This window comes from Halomonas lysinitropha, assembly GCF_902500215.1.
Classification (GTDB): Bacteria; Pseudomonadota; Gammaproteobacteria; order Pseudomonadales; family Halomonadaceae; genus Halomonas; species Halomonas lysinitropha.
Genome location: NZ_CABVOU010000032.1, coordinates 50,470 through 66,594 on the forward strand (window position 1 = coordinate 50,470; position 16,125 = coordinate 66,594).

13 protein-coding genes are annotated in these 16,125 nt (G+C 63.3%); 9 read left to right on the forward strand and 4 right to left on the reverse strand.

Annotated features, from left to right (window positions below; genetic code table 11):
- The first annotated feature begins 26 nt into the window (after positions 1 to 26).
- A complete protein-coding gene (gene serS / locus HALO32_RS09035; protein ID WP_151443460.1) occupies positions 27 to 1,304 on the forward strand; it encodes a serine--tRNA ligase in 1,278 nt (425 codons plus the stop codon).
- Positions 1,305 to 1,310: 6 nt separating this feature from the next.
- Here serS and HALO32_RS09040 read toward each other — a convergent pair whose 3' ends face one another.
- Positions 1,311 to 2,084, reverse strand: a complete 774-nt coding sequence (locus HALO32_RS09040) for an SIMPL domain-containing protein (protein WP_151443461.1) — start codon at positions 2,082 to 2,084, stop codon at positions 1,311 to 1,313.
- A gap of 125 nt (positions 2,085 to 2,209) precedes the next feature.
- Here HALO32_RS09040 and HALO32_RS09045 point away from each other — a divergent pair, with 125 nt between their 5' ends.
- Positions 2,210 to 3,304, forward strand: a complete 1,095-nt coding sequence (locus HALO32_RS09045; protein ID WP_151443462.1) for an AI-2E family transporter — start codon at positions 2,210 to 2,212, stop codon at positions 3,302 to 3,304.
- Between the two features lie 78 nt (positions 3,305 to 3,382).
- Here the strand turns inward: HALO32_RS09045 and trxA are convergent, their stop codons facing one another.
- Positions 3,383 to 3,706, reverse strand: a complete 324-nt coding sequence (gene trxA, locus HALO32_RS09050) for a thioredoxin (protein WP_151443463.1) — start codon at positions 3,704 to 3,706, stop codon at positions 3,383 to 3,385.
- Positions 3,707 to 3,938: 232 nt separating this feature from the next.
- On the opposite strand from trxA, the gene cysB reads away from it, so the two are divergent.
- Positions 3,939 to 4,910, forward strand: coding sequence for an HTH-type transcriptional regulator CysB (gene cysB, locus HALO32_RS09055; RefSeq protein WP_151443464.1), 972 nt, complete (start codon positions 3,939 to 3,941; stop codon positions 4,908 to 4,910).
- Positions 4,911 to 4,994: 84 nt separating this feature from the next.
- Here the strand turns inward: cysB and HALO32_RS09060 are convergent, their stop codons facing one another.
- Entirely contained in the window at positions 4,995 to 5,615 is a 621-nt protein-coding gene (locus HALO32_RS09060; protein ID WP_151443465.1) for a phosphoadenosine phosphosulfate reductase domain-containing protein, read from the reverse strand.
- Positions 5,616 to 5,690: 75 nt separating this feature from the next.
- The gene (gene pabB, locus HALO32_RS09065; RefSeq protein ID WP_151443466.1) at positions 5,691 to 7,100 is read right to left on the reverse strand and encodes an aminodeoxychorismate synthase component I; all 1,410 of its coding nucleotides are present in this window, start codon (positions 7,098 to 7,100) and stop codon (positions 5,691 to 5,693) included.
- Between the two features lie 237 nt (positions 7,101 to 7,337).
- Between pabB and HALO32_RS09070 the strand changes: the two genes are divergently transcribed.
- The 6 genes from HALO32_RS09070 to prpD all read left to right on the forward strand — a co-directional run bounded on the left by HALO32_RS09070 (position 7,338) and on the right by prpD (position 15,614).
- Complete coding sequence (locus HALO32_RS09070) at positions 7,338 to 8,054, forward strand: GntR family transcriptional regulator (protein WP_151443467.1); 717 nt, start codon at positions 7,338 to 7,340, stop codon at positions 8,052 to 8,054.
- Positions 8,055 to 8,083: 29 nt separating this feature from the next.
- Positions 8,084 to 8,974, forward strand: coding sequence for a methylisocitrate lyase (gene prpB, locus HALO32_RS09075; protein WP_151443468.1), 891 nt, complete (start codon positions 8,084 to 8,086; stop codon positions 8,972 to 8,974).
- 50 nt (positions 8,975 to 9,024) lie between these two features.
- Positions 9,025 to 10,152 carry a bifunctional 2-methylcitrate synthase/citrate synthase gene (gene prpC, locus HALO32_RS09080; RefSeq protein WP_151443469.1) on the forward strand — a complete coding sequence of 376 codons (1,128 nt, stop codon included), beginning with the start codon at positions 9,025 to 9,027 and terminating at the stop codon, positions 10,150 to 10,152.
- A 90-nt stretch (positions 10,153 to 10,242) separates the two neighbouring features.
- Entirely contained in the window at positions 10,243 to 12,867 is a 2,625-nt protein-coding gene (gene acnD, locus HALO32_RS09085; protein ID WP_151443470.1) for a Fe/S-dependent 2-methylisocitrate dehydratase AcnD, read from the forward strand.
- Positions 12,864 to 14,033 (forward strand): 2-methylaconitate cis-trans isomerase PrpF, encoded by a 1,170-nt coding sequence (prpF, locus tag HALO32_RS09090; protein ID WP_151443471.1) that lies wholly within the window; start codon positions 12,864 to 12,866, stop codon positions 14,031 to 14,033. Before acnD ends, prpF begins: the two co-directional genes overlap by 4 nt.
- Positions 14,034 to 14,132: 99 nt before the next feature.
- On the forward strand, positions 14,133 to 15,614 hold the full coding sequence (prpD, locus tag HALO32_RS09095) for a 2-methylcitrate dehydratase (RefSeq protein WP_151443472.1): 1,482 nt from the start codon (positions 14,133 to 14,135) through the stop codon (positions 15,612 to 15,614).
- The last annotated feature ends 511 nt before the right edge of the window (positions 15,615 to 16,125 follow it).

Sequence of the window (16,125 nt, forward strand, 5' to 3'; positions counted from 1 at the left end):
TCACCGACTGCAACGGACCGGATTCCATGCTCGATCCCAAACTGCTGCGCAGCGACCTTGAAACGGTCGCCCAACGACTCGCCAAGCGGGGCTTTACCCTGGACACCGAGCGCCTCTCGGCGCTGGAGTCTCGGCGCCGTGAGCTGCAGGCCGAGACCGAGTCGCTGCAGAACGAGCGCAACACTCGCTCCAAGGCGATCGGCAAGGCCAAGGCGGGGGGCGAGGATATCCAGCCGCTGCTCGACGAGGTGAGCGACCTGGGCGATCGCCTGGATGCCGCCAAGGCGCGCCTGGCCGAGGTGCAGGCCGAATGGGACGATGCGGTCAGCGGCATTCCCAACCTGCCCCACGAGAGCGTTCCCGAGGGCGAGGACGAGAGCGACAATGTCGAGCTGCATCGCTGGGGAACGCCGCGCGAGTTCCGCTTCAAAGTCCGCGATCACGTCGACCTGGGCGAGCTGAAAGGCGATCTTGATTTCGACCTCGCCGTGAAGCTGACCGGGGCGCGTTTCGCGGTGATGCGCGGACCCATCGCCCGGCTGCACCGGGCGCTTGCTCAGTTCATGCTCGACAAGCAGACCCTCGAGCACGGCTATGAGGAGTGCTATGTCCCCTATATGGTCAACGAGGCGTCACTGCGCGGCACTGGACAGCTGCCCAAGTTCGGCGAGGACCTGTTCAGGCTGGACGATGAGCGCAGCTACCACCTGATTCCCACGTCCGAAGTGCCGCTGACCAATTTCGCCAGGGACGAGATCATCGATGCCAAGGCGCTGCCGATGAGGCTCACCGCCCACACGCCATGCTTTCGCAGTGAGGCCGGCTCCCACGGTCGCGACACCCGCGGCATGATCCGCCAGCACCAGTTCGACAAGGTCGAGATGGTGCAGCTGGTGGTGCCGGAGTCGAGCTATGCCGCGCTGGAGGAGATGCGCGGCCACGCCGAGGCGATCCTCCAGGCGCTGGAACTGCCGTATCGGGTGGTGATCCTGTGCACCGGTGACATGGGCTTCGGCGCCGCCAAGACCTACGACCTGGAGGTGTGGCTGCCCAGCCAGGATACCTACCGGGAGATCTCTTCGGTCTCCAACTGCGAGGACTTCCAGGCGCGACGCATGCAGGCGCGCTTTCGCCCCCCCGAGCAGAAGAAACCCCAGCTCTTGCATACACTCAACGGCTCTGGCCTGGCAGTGGGCCGTTGCCTGGTGGCCGTGCTGGAGAACTTCCAGAACGAGGATGGCTCGATCTCCGTGCCCGAGGTACTGCGGCCCTATATGGGTGGGATCGAGACCATCAACGGCTGATATGGTTTAGGGCGTTATTTCCCAACTGACGCTGACACCCGCCTCGATGGTAATGGTGCCGGGGCGGTATTCGGCCTGGGGGGCGCTCTCCCGTGCATCGGCGCTCATGGCCATCATCCGTGGCTGAAAGACCGGTGACCGTGTCTCGCTCACGGTGATTATCTCACCCAGCTCGATATCCAGTGTCTCGGCCATCAGCCTGGCCTTGCGCCGGGCCTTCTTCAGCGCCTTGACCAGCGCCTCGTCGGTAGCCCCGTCGCGGTCGGCCAGGTCATAGCTCACGCCGTCCAGTGCATCCACGCCTGCCTCCGTCAGGGCATCGAGCAGCCCGGGCAACTGCTCGAGGTCATCGAGCTGGAGGCGAATTGGCCGCTCGAGGCGGGTGCGTACCAGCGTCTCTTGCTCGCCTTCCGTGCGCCGCGCGCCCGGCAGGTGTTCGGGTTGCACGTTGAGCGAGCCGGCACGAATCGCTTCGCGCTCCAGTCCCGCCTCTTCCAGGGTGCGGATCAGGCCGGCGGCACGGGCTTCCAGCCTTTCTCGGGCCTCGCGCAGGGCACCCGGATCGTTCGCGGAGTCCTCGCGCCGGGCGATGGCCGGAGTTTTTTCCCACAGGCGGGCACTGAGCGTGGCGCGATCCGGCACCACCTGCAGCTCGGCCTGGGCCTGGACATCCAGACGGCTCGGTGTCTCTGCGGCGAGCGCGCGGGGCAGCATCGGCAGCGATGCCACGATCATCAGGGCGGCCAGGGCGGGCATAAGTAAGGGACGGGAAATCGGCATGACGTTCTCCTTGTCGCATGGCGGGCACTGGCTTCGAGAACACTGGCCCGGGATGGTTCCCGTGCTTTGCAATTACCATCCGCCCCGTCATCATGAACAGACCAACAATGATCGTGAGTGCGGGCATGCCCCATCCCCAAGACAGTGAAGAGAGTACCCTTCCCCTCAATCTGACCCTGACACTGGCCGCCCTGGTGGTCATCGTCGCGGGCATGCGCGCGGGGTCCAGCCTGCTGGTGCCTCTGCTGCTGGCGTTGTTCATTGCGGTCGTCTGCACGGCGCCCGTGCAGTGGCTGCATCGTCTCGGGCTGAGCATGCGGCTGGCCGTATGGCTGACGCTGGTGGTGATAGGCGGTTTTCTCTCACTTCTCGGCCTGTTGCTGGTCAATAGCTTCGATACCTTCATCGATGCCTTGCCGGGAATCGAGCAGAAGCTCTACCAATACTATCTGGGGCTTCTGGACGGGCTGGCCGGGCTGGGTCTCGCTATCGACACCAATCGTCTGGCCGATCTGCTGGACGCCGAGCAGTTCGGCGACTGGATTCCGGCGGTGCTCGGCGAGGTCGGCAACCTGATGATGCAGAGCATCGTGGTGGCCCTGCTGGTAATGTTCCTGCTCTTCGAGACGCTCAACTTTCGCGACAAGATCTCCCGAGCTCTTGTCAATCCGGCTCCTAGCCTGCGCCGTTTCAGCGAATTCAGCCTTACCCTCAAGCGCTACCTGGCTGTCAAGACGCTGATCAGCATGGTGACCGGCGCATTGATCTGGGTGGCCTGCAAGCTGTTAGGCGTGGAGTTTGCGCTGCTATGGGCGGTGATGGCTTTCGCACTCAACTTCATTCCCAATATTGGTTCGGCCATCGCCGCCTTTCCCCCGGTACTGCTGTTGCTCGTGGCTCCCGATGGCGGTTTGTTCGATGCGACGCTGTTGGCGGCGGCCTATCTGGGCGTCAATTTCGTGATGGGCAATATCATCGAGCCGCGGGTGATGGGCAGAGCTCTGGGGCTGTCGACCTTTGTGGCCTTTCTTTCGCTGGTGGTGTGGGGCTGGATCTTCGGTGCAGTGGGGATGCTGCTCTCGGTAGTGCTGACCATGACCCTGAAGATCGCCCTGGACAGCCATCCCGAGACTCGCTGGATCGCCCATCTGCTGGGGCCGGGGGATGAGTCGACGATCGAGAAGGCTCATCGACCGATCTCGGAACGGGACGAGGAGTAAGTTCGAAACGTTAGAGGGCGCAGGAAACGACATCGCCCCGGTCAAGGCCGGGGCGACAAGCCGTCCAGAGGTTTGGGATCAGGCGTTCTGGTCGATGAACTGGGTCAGCTGTGACTTCGACTGCGCGCCGACCAGTGAAGCGACCTTGGTGCCGGATCTGAACAGCATCACCGTCGGCACGCCGCGCACACCCTGCTCAGCGGCGATTTCGGGGGCATCGTCGACATTGATGCTGACGACCTTGAGGTTGCCGTTGCGCTCCTCGGCGACCTCGTCGACCACCGGTGCCATCACCTTGCAGGGACCACACCAGGGGGCCCAGAATTTGAGCAGGACCGGCGTGTCGGCCTTGAGGACTTCCTGCTCGAAGTTGGCATTGGTGACATCGACGTTATTGGCCATGTGATTCTCCAGTTTCGTTGCGCTGCATCGAGCGGATAGGTGACATGCAGGGCATGCCCGGTCGGACGATGGTAGCGGCCGACTGAAGTGCTGGCAAATCCCCGCTGGGTGGCAGTGCGTAGGAAAGCGGTTGCGCCTGCCCGGTCAGGTTATGCTATAAAGCGATCATGAGTAATTTTCTTATGTCATCCGGGTATTTTAAAGATCCCGCGATACGCGAGGGAGAGTGGCCATGAAGCTTCAGCAGTTGCGCTATATCTGGGAGGTGTCGCGCCACAACCTCAACGTGTCGGCCACTGCCCAGAGTCTCTTTACTTCTCAGCCTGGAATCTCCAAGCAGATCCGCCTGCTCGAGGACGAACTGGGCGTCGAGATCTTTGCCCGCAGCGGCAAGCATCTGACTCGCGTTACGCCTGCAGGGCAGGCGATCATCGAACTGGCCGGGCAGGTGCTGAGGCTTGCCGAGAACATCAAGGAGGTTGCCCAGGAGCACAGTGACGAGCGTCGCGGCAGCCTGGCGATCGCGACGACCCACACCCAGGCGCGTTATGCGCTGCCGCCGGTGATCCGCGAGTTCACCCAGGAATATCCGGATGTGGCGCTGCACATGCAGCAAGGCACGCCCAAGCAGATCGCCCAGATGGTCAGCGACGGCCAGGCCGATTTCGCCATCGCCACGGAGTCTCTCGAACTCTTCAATGATCTGGTGCTGCTGCCCTGCTATCGCTGGAATCGCTGTATCCTAGTGCCGCAGGGGCACCCGCTGGCCGAGATGCCGACCCTGACCCTGGAGGCTCTGGCGGCCTATCCGCTGGTCACCTATGTGTTTGGCTTCACCGGGCGTTCCCAGCTCGACGATGCCTTCCGTGCTCAAGGGCTGACGCCCAACGTGGTGCTTACAGCGGCCGATGCCGATGTGATCAAGACCTACGTGCGTCTGGGAATGGGGGTAGGCATCGTCGCCCACATGGCCGTGGATGCCGAGTACGATTCCGATCTGGTCGCGCTGGAGGCCGATCACCTCTTCGCGAGTTCCACCACCAAGATCGGGATTCGTCGCGGCACCTTCATGCGCGGTTACATGTATGATTTTCTTGAGGGTTTTGCCGGCCACCTGACGCGGGACCTGGTCGACGCGGCCCTTGTCGCCGGTCCCCGGCACGAAGAGACGCTCTTCAAGGATATCGAGCTGCCCGAGCGTTGAGCGCCTGCTCGTTTTTCTGTCCTTCGTTTCTGTCATTACCTACCTGTCGCGGGAGCTTTCTCCCGCGATGCCATCCCCAGATCATCAATGCTGCAGATGCAGCCCGCACTCGCGCTTCTCCTCGACCTTGGTGGGATCGAAGTAGTCGAAGTTGTTCGGCAGGTCATGCTCCTGCAGGTAGCGATGGAGGTCGCGGGCCGTCCAGTGCAGCAGGGGCGAGACCTTCAACAGGCCGTCACCGTTGCGACTCACCGCCGCCATGCGGGCACGTTCGGGAGTGTCCTCGGCCCGCAGCGCGGTGAACCAGACATCCGGTGCCATTTCGCGCAGGGCCCGCTCGAAGGGTTCGAGCTTTACCTCGCGGGTGAAGGCCTCGTGACGCGGGTCGTCTATCCCCGGCGCCGGACCTTCCAGCGCCTCGCGATGGGCACGCGAGCGCCGTGGCAGATAACTCACCAGATTGAGGTCCAGGCGCTGAATCAGCTCATCGGCGAACCGGTAGGTGGCCTCGGTGTTGTAGCCACTGTCCATCCATACAATCGGTATATCCGGCTGCTGGCGCGTGACCATGTGCAGGATCACGCCCTCGAAGGGACGGAAGTTGGTCGTGCAGATCGGCCATTGACCCTGGTCCAGTGCCCAGCGAATCAGGGCCTCGGGGTCGTTGCCGAGTTCCCGGTTGATGACGTCGAGTTCAGGCTCCATGAAGGGCTCCCAGGCAGGTGGTTGCGACTATGCGGCTACCCTAGCAGAGCCGTTGAGGCCTTACCCAATACCGTTTCATTGGATATCTATTCCTTCATGAGTTAAAGAGTCCCTTTCATTATTACATAAAGAGTCATGGCTGGCCGCCATGAGGGCCCGCATCAGATGACGGATCTTGTCCAGGGTCTCGGTGTACTCGTCTTCGCCGCGGGAGTCGGCGACCAGACCGCCTCCGCCCCAGAGGTGCAGTTTCCCCCTTTCAGCGACCACGCTGCGAATGGCGATGGACGTATCCATGCGCCCGCGAACGTCCACGTAGCCGAGGCTGCCGCAATAGATGCTGCGCCGACTGGGTTCCAGTTCGTCGATGATCTGCATGGCCCGTACCTTGGGGGCGCCAGTGATGGAGCCACCGGGGAAGGCGGCGGACAGCAGATCCATGGGTCGCTGGCCAGCTTCCAGTTCGCCGATGATGACGCTGACCAGGTGGTGGACATTGGCGTAGCTCTCGAGACCACAAAGCTGCGGTACTCTCACGCTGCCCGGCCGGCAGACCCGCCCGAGGTCATTGCGGAGCAGGTCGGTGATCATCACGTTTTCGGCCTTGTCCTTGAGACTCGCGCCCAGTTCATCGGCCAGCCGCTGGTCTTCCTCGGGTGTCGTGCCTCGTGGCCGTGTGCCCTTGATCGGGCGGGTCTCGACCCGACCCTCCCGGCAGAGCAGGAAACGTTCCGGCGAGAGTGAGAGGATCGCCTTGTCGTCCCAGGCCAGATAGCCGGCGAAGGGAGTGGGCGTTGTCTGACGCAGGCGGCAGTAGGCCGCCCAGAGGTCACCCTCGAAGGGGGCACTGAAGCGCTGGGCCAGATTGATCTGGTAGCAGTCACCAGCGCGGATGTAGTCCTGGACGGCGGCAAAGCGTGCCAGGTAGTCGTCGCGGCTGAGCTCTGCGGCGAAGGGGGCGGTGAGGCGAAAGCCCGCCGTCGGAGGCGCCGGTGCCTCCAGCCACCCGAGCACCTGACGCCGCCGCGAGGCGCTACCCACCAGCCAGCTCTGCCGGCAGTCGTGGTCCTGGATCAGTGCCCAGTCATAGAGGCCGACCCGGCTGGTCGGCAGATTGACCACCTGTCGGGCCCGCCCTTTTATCGGCTCGATTTGCTCTCCGAGGTCGTAGCTCCAGTAGCCGATCAGCCCGCCGAGAAACGGCAGCCTGCTGTTCGGCACGTCATCGGATAGCCGGTCGAGCAGCGCCTGCTGGGCGACGAACGGAGCGAGTCCCGTCAGCGCCGAATCGCCATGCACGTGGCCGTTGGCGTCTACCTCGATCAGCGTGAGGGGATCGCAGCTGAGGATGTCGTAGCGGCCACCCGGCGCCATCGGGCGGCCGCTGTCGAGCAGCACGGCACCGGGCCTGTCGCGCAGCGCCGCGAAGTAGCCGAGTGGATCTTCGCGGTAGGGCAGGGGGGTGATCTCGATCGGTGGCGTCATCACAGCGTCTTCCCGGAACAGGCCCCCATTCTAGGCGTAGGGAGCCGACTTGTCCCTCCCGCTGCCGCCCCTGTTGACGCTCCCGACATCTCTTTGTCGTGATCATTGTCGACATTAATGGGTGTGAGTACTGTGTTATCTACCACCAAAGGTTAAGCTATTACGCTATGCCGGGCTGTTGACCCTGAGGGGGGCAATGGCTACAGTTTCTCCACCACTTGATTGTCGACAATTACCATGAACTCAGTCGCATCGGAATTGGCCACACTACCCGAAGTTCGCACGCTGGCGGAACGGGTCTTCCAGCAGCTACAGGATGCCATCGTCAGAGGTGAGCTGGCTCCAGGCAGCAAGATCACCGAGCCGGGGTTATCCCGAGCCTACGGGATTTCCCGCGGGCCGCTGAGAGAGGCCATGCGTCGCCTGGAGGCGCACCGCTTGATCGAGCGGGTCCCCCATGTCGGGGCTCGGGTGGTCAAGCTTTCCATGAAGGAGCTGCTTGAGCTTTTCGACGTGCGCGAGGCGCTGGAGAGCATGGCCGCACGGCTTGCCGCCGAGCACATGACACCCGAAGAAATCGCCGGGCTGCGGGAGGTGCTGGCCTTGCACGAGCGCCAGGCCGACCTGCGCAAGGGCGAGGCTTACTATCAGCGTGAGGGCGATCTGGACTTTCACTTCCGCATCGTTCAGGGCAGCCACAACAAGATGCTGATGGGCATGCTCTGCGATGACCTCTACTACCTGGTGCGGCTCTATCGCACTCAGTTCAGTGCCAGCGGAACGCGACCCCAGCGCGCCTTCGTCGAACACCATCGCATCGTCGATGCCATCGAGGCCGGCGACGCCGAGCTGGCGGAGTTGCTGATGCGCCGCCATGTCAGTGCATCTCGTTCCAACGTCGTCGAACGCTATGCAGCATCCCTTGAACTGCAGGACAGCGAGACGCCCACCTGAGGCGCTCGGACAACATACGGAGACCTTTCATGACGCAACCGACACCCGGCGCTCGCTTTCGAGCTGCCCTCGAGGCCAGCCGCCCGCTGCCCATTCTCGGCACCATCAATGCCTACACCGCCATGATGGCCGAACGGGTGGGCCACCAGGCCATTTACCTTTCCGGCGGTGGTGTGGCCAATGCCTCCTTCGGCCTGCCGGATCTCGGCATGACCACCATGAACGATGTGGTGCAGGATGCTCACCGCATCTGTGGTGCCACCGATGTGCCCTTGCTGGTGGATATCGATACCGGCTGGGGCGGCGCCTTCAATATCGCCCGTACTGTCAAGGAGATGCAGCGTGCCGGTGTCGCAGCCGTGCATATCGAAGACCAGGTAGCCCAGAAACGCTGCGGTCATCGCCCCAACAAGGCGATCGTCTCCCAGGAAGAGATGGTCGACCGTGTTAAGGCCGCGGCGGATGCGCGCCTCGACCCCGACTTCTACCTGATCGCGCGCACTGACGCCTTCCAGAAGGACGGCCTGGATGCGGCCATCGAGCGGGCCAATGCCTGTATCGAAGCCGGTGCCGATGCCATCTTCGCCGAGGCCGTGCATACCCTCGATGACTACCAGGCCTTCTGCGAGCGCGTCGATGCGCCAATCCTGGCCAACATCACCGAGTTTGGCGCCACCCCGCTGTTCACCCAGCAGGAGCTGGGTGAGGTGGGGTGTCGCATGGTGCTCTACCCGCTGTCTGCCTTCCGCGCCATGAACGCCGCGGCGCTCAAGGTCTACCAGAGCATCCATGACAACGGCCATCAGAAGGACGTGGTCGACATCATGCAGACCCGCGATGAGCTCTACGACTTCCTCAACTATCACGACTTCGAGCGCAAACTCGACGCGCTGTTCGCAGAGAAGGGTGGCGAGGCGTAACGCTGCCCGGCCTTCATATCGACAAGAACTGACTCACAAGGAGATACCAGATGGCAGATAAACCCGTCAGCGGCGCCGGCCTGCGCGGCCAGAGTGCCGGCACAACCGCCCTGTGCACCGTCGGCCAGTCCGGCTCAGGCCTGACATATCGTGGCTTCGACATCAAGGAACTGGCCGAGAAGGCCAAGTTCGAGGAAGTGGCCTACCTGCTGCTCAAGGGCAAGTTGCCCACCCAAGCCGAGCTGGATGCCTACATCACCAAGCTCAAGGGACTGCGCGGACTGCCCCCCGAGCTCAAGACCGTTCTCGAGCAGATTCCCAGGGATGCCCATCCCATGGACGTGATGCGCACCGGCGCCTCCATGCTGGGCAACCTGGAGACCGAGCAGAGCTTCGACGAGCAGCAGGATGTCTCCGACCGCTTGCTGGCGGTACTGCCCTCGATCATCTGCTACTGGTTCCGCTTCAGCCATGACGGCGTTCGCATCGAGACCGAGACCGACGACGCTTCCGTGGGGGGACATTTCCTGCACATGCTGCGCGACGAGCCAGCCTCCGAGCTGCACGCCCGAGTGATGAACGTCTCGCTGATTCTCTATGCCGAACACGAGTTCAATGCCTCGACCTTCACCGCTCGTGTCTGTGCCTCGACCCTCTCCGACATGCACTCCTGCGTGACCGGTGCTATCGGCTCGCTGCGCGGCCCGCTGCATGGCGGTGCCAACGAGGCGGCCATGGCGATGATCGAGAACTGGACGTCGCCGGAAGAGGCCGAGCGCGAGATCATGGGCATGCTCGAGCGCAAGGACAAGATCATGGGCTTCGGCCATGCGATCTACCGTGAGTCCGACCCACGCAACGCCATCATCAAGCACTGGTCCAAGAAACTGGCCGAGGACGTGGGCGACAGCGTGCTCTACCCCGTCTCCGAGCGCGTCGAGGAAGTGATGTGGCGCGAGAAGAAGCTGTTCTGCAACGCGGACTTCTTCCACGCCAGCGCCTACTACTTCATGGACATTCCCACCAAGCTGTTCACGCCGATCTTCGTGTGCTCGCGCGTCACTGGCTGGACGGCGCATGTCTTCGAGCAGCGCGCCAACAACCGCATCATTCGTCCGAGCGCTGACTACGTGGGCCCGGAGAAGAGCGAATGGGTGCCCATCGAGCAGCGTGACTGATCGACTGCTGCCACCAGAATGGCCTCTCGGGGCCGTTCTGTGCCCCTTTCCCCGCCACGTGCCAGTTGTCAGCGAGAGATCCCAGACGTCATGAACACCGAATATCGTAAACCGCTTCCCGGCACCGAGCTGGACTACTTCGACGTGCGCGAGGCCGTCGAGGACATCCAGCCCGGTGCCTACGACACCCTTCCCTATACTTCTCGGGTGCTGGCTGAACAGCTGGTTCGCCGCTGCGAGCCGGAGATGCTCACCGAATCGCTCAAGCAGCTGATCGAGCGTCGGCGTGACCTGGATTTCCCCTGGTACCCGGCCCGCGTGGTATGCCACGACATCCTTGGCCAGACGGCACTGGTCGACCTGGCCGGCCTGCGCGACGCCATCGCCGAGCAGGGCGGCGACCCCGCCAAGGTCAACCCGGTGGTGCCAACCCAGCTGATCGTCGACCACTCCCTGGCCGTGGAGCATGCCGGCTTTGATCCGGATGCCTTCGACAAGAATCGCGCCGTCGAGGATCGCCGCAACGAGGATCGCTTCCACTTCATCGAGTGGACCAAGACCGCGTTCGAGAACGTCGATGTGATCCCCGCGGGCAACGGCATCATGCACCAGATCAACCTGGAGAAGATGTCGCCGGTGGTGCAGGCACGCGATGGCGTGGCCTTCCCGGATACCTGCGTGGGCACCGACAGCCATACTCCGCACATCGATTGCCTGGGTGTGATCGCCGTGGGTGTGGGCGGCCTCGAGGCCGAGACCGTGATGCTGGGTCGCCCCTCGATGATGCGCCTGCCCGATATCGTCGGCGTGGAGCTGACCGGCAAGCCCAAGCCTGGCATTACCGCCACGGATATCGTGCTGGCGATCACCGAGTTCCTGCGCAAGGAGCGCGTGGTCGGGGCGTATCTCGAGTTCTTCGGCGAGGGAGCCAAGAGCCTGACCATCGGCGACCGTGCCACCATCTCGAACATGACGCCGGAGTATGGTGCCTCCGCGGCGATGTTCTATATCGATGAGCAGACACTCGACTATCTCACCCTCACCGGGCGCGAGCCGGAGCAGGTAGAGCTGGTCGAAACCTACGCCAAGCAGGTCGGCCTGTGGGCCGACAGCCTGACGGAGGCCCAGTACGAGCGGGTGCTGACCTTCGACCTCTCCTCCGTCGAGCGCAACCTGGCGGGCCCTTCCAACCCGCATCGGCGCCTACCCACCAGCGCCCTCCATGATCGGGGCATTGCCGTGGACCTCGACAAGGCTCAGGCGGAAGAGAAAGCCGGCAAGATGCCTGATGGCGCGGTGATTATCGCCGCCATCACCAGTTGTACCAATACCTCCAACCCGCGCAACGTGGTGGGCGCTGCACTGCTGGCCAAGAAGGCCAACGAACTGGGCCTGATGCGCAAGCCCTGGGTGAAATCCTCCTTCGCTCCGGGGTCCAAGGTGGCGCGTCTCTATCTTGAGGAGGCCGGCCTGCTGTCCGAGCTGGAGAAGCTCGGCTTCGGCATCGTTGCCTACGCCTGTACCACGTGCAACGGCATGTCCGGCGCCCTGGACCCGGACATCCAGCAGGAGATCATCGACCGCGACCTCTATTCCACCGCGGTGCTCTCCGGCAACCGCAACTTCGACGGTCGGATCCACCCCTACGCCAAGCAGGCCTTCCTGGCCTCGCCGGCCTTGGTGGTGGCCTACGCCATCGCGGGTACCGTGCGCTTCGACATCGAGAAGGACGTCCTGGGTACCGACCCGAACGGCAACCCCGTGACGCTCAAGGACCTGTGGCCCTCCGATGAAGAGATCGATGCCATCGTCGGCGAGTTCGTCAGACCGGAGCAGTTCAAGCAGGTCTATATCCCGATGTTCGACCTGGATGCGTTCGAGCCGGCCGAGAGCCCGCTCTATGACTGGCGCCCGCAGAGCACCTATATCCGTCGCCCTCCCTACTGGGAAGGCAACATGGCGGCCGCGCGTGCGCTCAAGGGCATGCGCCCGCTGGCGATCCTGCCGGACAACATCACCACCGACCACCTGTCGCCGTCCAACGCCATCATGATGGACAGCGCAGCGGGGGAATACCTGCACAAGATGGGCCTGCCGGAGGAGGACTTCAATTCCTACGCCACCCACCGTGGCGACCATCTCACCGCCCTGCGGGCCACCCTGGCCAATCCCAAGCTGTTCAACGAGATGGTGCGGGACGAGAACGGCGAGGTGATACAGGGCTCGCTGGCGCGCATCGAGCCGGATGGCGAGGTCACCCGCATGTGGGAGGCCATCGAGACCTACATGGAGCGCGGCCAGCCCTTGATCGTCATTGCCGGTGCCGACTATGGCCAGGGCTCCTCGCGTGACTGGGCGGCCAAGGGCGTGGCCCTGGCCGGCGTGGAAGCGATCGTCGCCGAGGGCTTCGAGCGCATTCACCGCACCAACCTGATCGGCATGGGCGTGATGCCCATCCAGTTCCAGGAGGGGACTAATCGCCACACCCTGCAACTGGATGGCACTGAGACCTATGACGTTGAGGGCGCCCTGGCCCCCCGTGGAACCCTCGAACTGGTGATCCACCGCAAGACGGGCGAGGTCGACCGCGTACCGGTCATCTGTCGTCTCGACACCGCTGAAGAGGTTTCCATCTACACGGCCGGCGGGGTACTGCAGCGCTTCGCCCAGGACTTCCTGGAAGGTGCAAAGAGCAAGGAGGTGGCAGGAGCATGAATCAGATCCCAATCCCCGCTACCTATATGCGCGGTGGCACCAGCAAGGGCGTCTTCTTCAAGCTTACGGACCTGCCGGAGGCCGCGCAGGTGCCCGGCGAGGCCCGTGATCGCCTGCTGATGCGGGTGATCGGCAGTCCCGATCCCTATCAGAAGCAGATCGATGGCATGGGCGGCGCCACCTCAAGCACCAGCAAGACGGTGATCCTGAGCCGCAGCGAGAGCCCCGACCACGATGTGGATTACCTGTTCGGCCAGGTCTCCATCGACAAGCCCTTCGTCGACTGGAGCGGCAACTGCGGCAATCTCTCGGCAGCGGTGGGGCCCTTCGCGATCAGCAACGGTCTGGTGGACCCGACGCGTATTCCGGAGAACGGTGAAGTCGAGGTGCGCATCTGGCAGGCCAATATCGGCAAGACCATCGTCTCCCGGGTCCCCATCACCAATGGTGTGGTACAGGAGACAGGCGATTTCGAACTGGACGGGGTGACCTTTCCTGCCGCCGAGGTGCCGGTGGCCTTCAAGGACCCGGCGGACGGCGAGGGCGCCATCTTCCCGACGGGCAACCTGGTGGATGACCTTGACGTGCCCGGCATCGGAACGCTCAAGGCGACCATGATCAACGCCGGTATCCCGACCGTCTTTCTAAGGGCTGCCGATATCGGCTATACCGGCAACGAATTGCAGGAGGCAGTCAACGGCGACGCCAAGGCGCTGGAGATGTTCGAGGCCATTCGCGCCCATGGGGCAGTGCGCATGGGCCTGATCGCTGATGCCAGCGAAGCGGCTGCCCGCCAGCATACCCCCAAGGTGGCCTTCGTGGCGCCACCGGCAGACTATCTTTCCTCCAGCGGAAAGCAGGTCAGCGCGCAGGAGATCGATTTGCTGGTTCGGGCGCTTTCCATGGGCAAGTTGCACCACGCCATGATGGGCACGGCGGCGGTGGCCATTGCATCAGCGGCCGCCATCGATGGCACCCTGGTCAATCTGGCGGCCGGTGGCGGCAAGCTCAATGCGGTAACCTTCGGCCATCCTTCCGGCACCTTGCGGGTGGGTGCCGAGGCCAGCCTGGTGGACGGCCGCTGGGTGATCGAGGAGGCGGTGATGAGCCGCAGTGCCCGGGTGCTGATGGAGGGCTTCGTGCGAGTGCCGGCCAATAGTTTCTGAGCTGAGATCGCTGGAAAATTGTGAACGCCCCGGGCCCAAGGACTCGGGGCGTTTTCTATAGTGATAGGGTGTAGTGACACGCGACAGCAGGAGAAGAGCATGAGTACCGTGGAAGCCAATGTGCGGCCGGACTACGATGTCGAACTGCAGAAGATCGCCGATTATGTCCTCGGCTTCACGATCGACAGCAGCGAGGCACTGGATACTGCTCGCTACTGTCTGATGGACACCCTCGGCTGCGGCCTGCTGGCGCTGCGCTTCCCGGAGTGCACCAAGCACCTGGGGCCGCTAGTTGAGGGAACCGTGGTGCCCAATGGCGCTCGCGTTCCGGGGACCTCTTTTCGGCTTGATCCCGTCAAGGCGGCCTGGGACATCGGCGCCATCATCCGTTGGCTCGACTACAACGACACCTGGCTGGCCGCCGAGTGGGGGCATCCCTCGGACAACCTGGGCGGGATCCTGGCCATTGCCGACCACCTCTCCCAGAAGCGCCTGGCCCAGGGCGAGTCCCCGCTGACCATGCGCGAGGTGCTCGAGGCCATGATCATGGCCCACGAGATCCAGGGAATCCTGGCGCTGGACAACTCCTTCAACCGCGTCGGTCTCGATCACGTGGTGCTGGTCAAGGTGGCCTCGACGGCCGTGGTCGCAAAGTTGATGGGGGCCGGTCGCGAGCAGCTGCTCTCGGCACTCTCCCATGCCTGGGTCGATGGCCAGAGTCTGCGCACCTACCGCCATGCCCCCAATGCCGGCTCTCGCAAGAGTTGGGCCGCCGGGGATGCCACGTCCCGGGCGGTACGCCTCGCCGATATCGCCATGCGCGGCGAGATGGGTATCCCTGGGGTGCTATCTGCGCCTCAGTGGGGTTTCTACGACATTCTCTTCAGTCATACCAATCGGGACCTGGCCCTCAAGCCGGAGGCGGAGCGCAAGTTCTCCTTCCAGCGCGAGTTTGGTACCTATGTGATGGAGAACATCCTCTTCAAGATCTCCTTCCCGGCCGAATTCCACGCCCAGACGGCCTGCGAGGCCGCCGTGACACTGCATCCCCAGGTCAAGGATCGCGTGAATGAGATCGACAGGATCGTGCTGACGACCCACGACTCGGCGATCCGCATCATTTCCAAGGAGGGAAGCCTGGCGAACCCGGCAGATCGTGACCACTGCCTGCAGTACATGACCGCCGTGCCATTGATCTTCGGCAGCCTGACCGCCGAGCACTACGAGGATGAGTTCCACGAGGCGAATCCGCTGATCGATGAGCTGCGCGGCAAGATGGAGGTGGTCGAGAATGAAGGCTATTCCAGGGATTATTACGATCCCGAAAGGCGCTCTATCGCCAACGCCATTCAGGTCTTCTTCAAGGACGGCAGTGCCACGGAAAAGGTCGAGGTCCACTACCCGGTGGGTCATCGCCGCCGGCGCGCCGAGGGAATCCCGCTGCTGGTGGACAAGTTCCGGCGCAATCTCGCGACCCGTTTCCCGGCAGGCCGTTGCGAGCAGATTCTGGCCCTTTGTGAGGAGCAGGCGCGCCTGGAGAGTACGCCGGTGAACCGCTTCGTCGACCTCTTTGTCATCTGAGTGCTGGCGGGCCCGTCCGTCCAGTCTCTTTGCGACAGGAAAGGGCCCGCGGTAGGGACGCGGAGTAAAGTGGCGAGAATCGTGGCGCGCTACGGGATGTTGGGCTATATTTTGTGATCCACAGGGGTTGCGTGTTCCGGCTTCAAATCGTAAAGTACGCATCCGCTGCCGGCAACGGGCACACGTTACCGGCGGTGATTGTCGCCGAAGCGGTTGTTTCTACTGGGGTTTTTCGAGAGGTTCGCGAATTCCCCACTTGACGGACACGTCAGCATCGGTAGAATACGCCCTCTCGCGACAGGGCCTCTCGAGGCCTCGATCGGTCGCCATCTCGATGGCAGGTCGCTCACCCGGAACGGTTCCTCGGAACGCATCACCGGGTTGACATCGACCGCCGATCACGTAGAATACTCCTTCCTCGCAGGGCGCTGGCGGCGCCGCTCACTGAGCCGGCCACGACAGCACGCGAGACGCTCCCCTCTCGATGAGAGCCCGGAGCCGCTCTTTAACA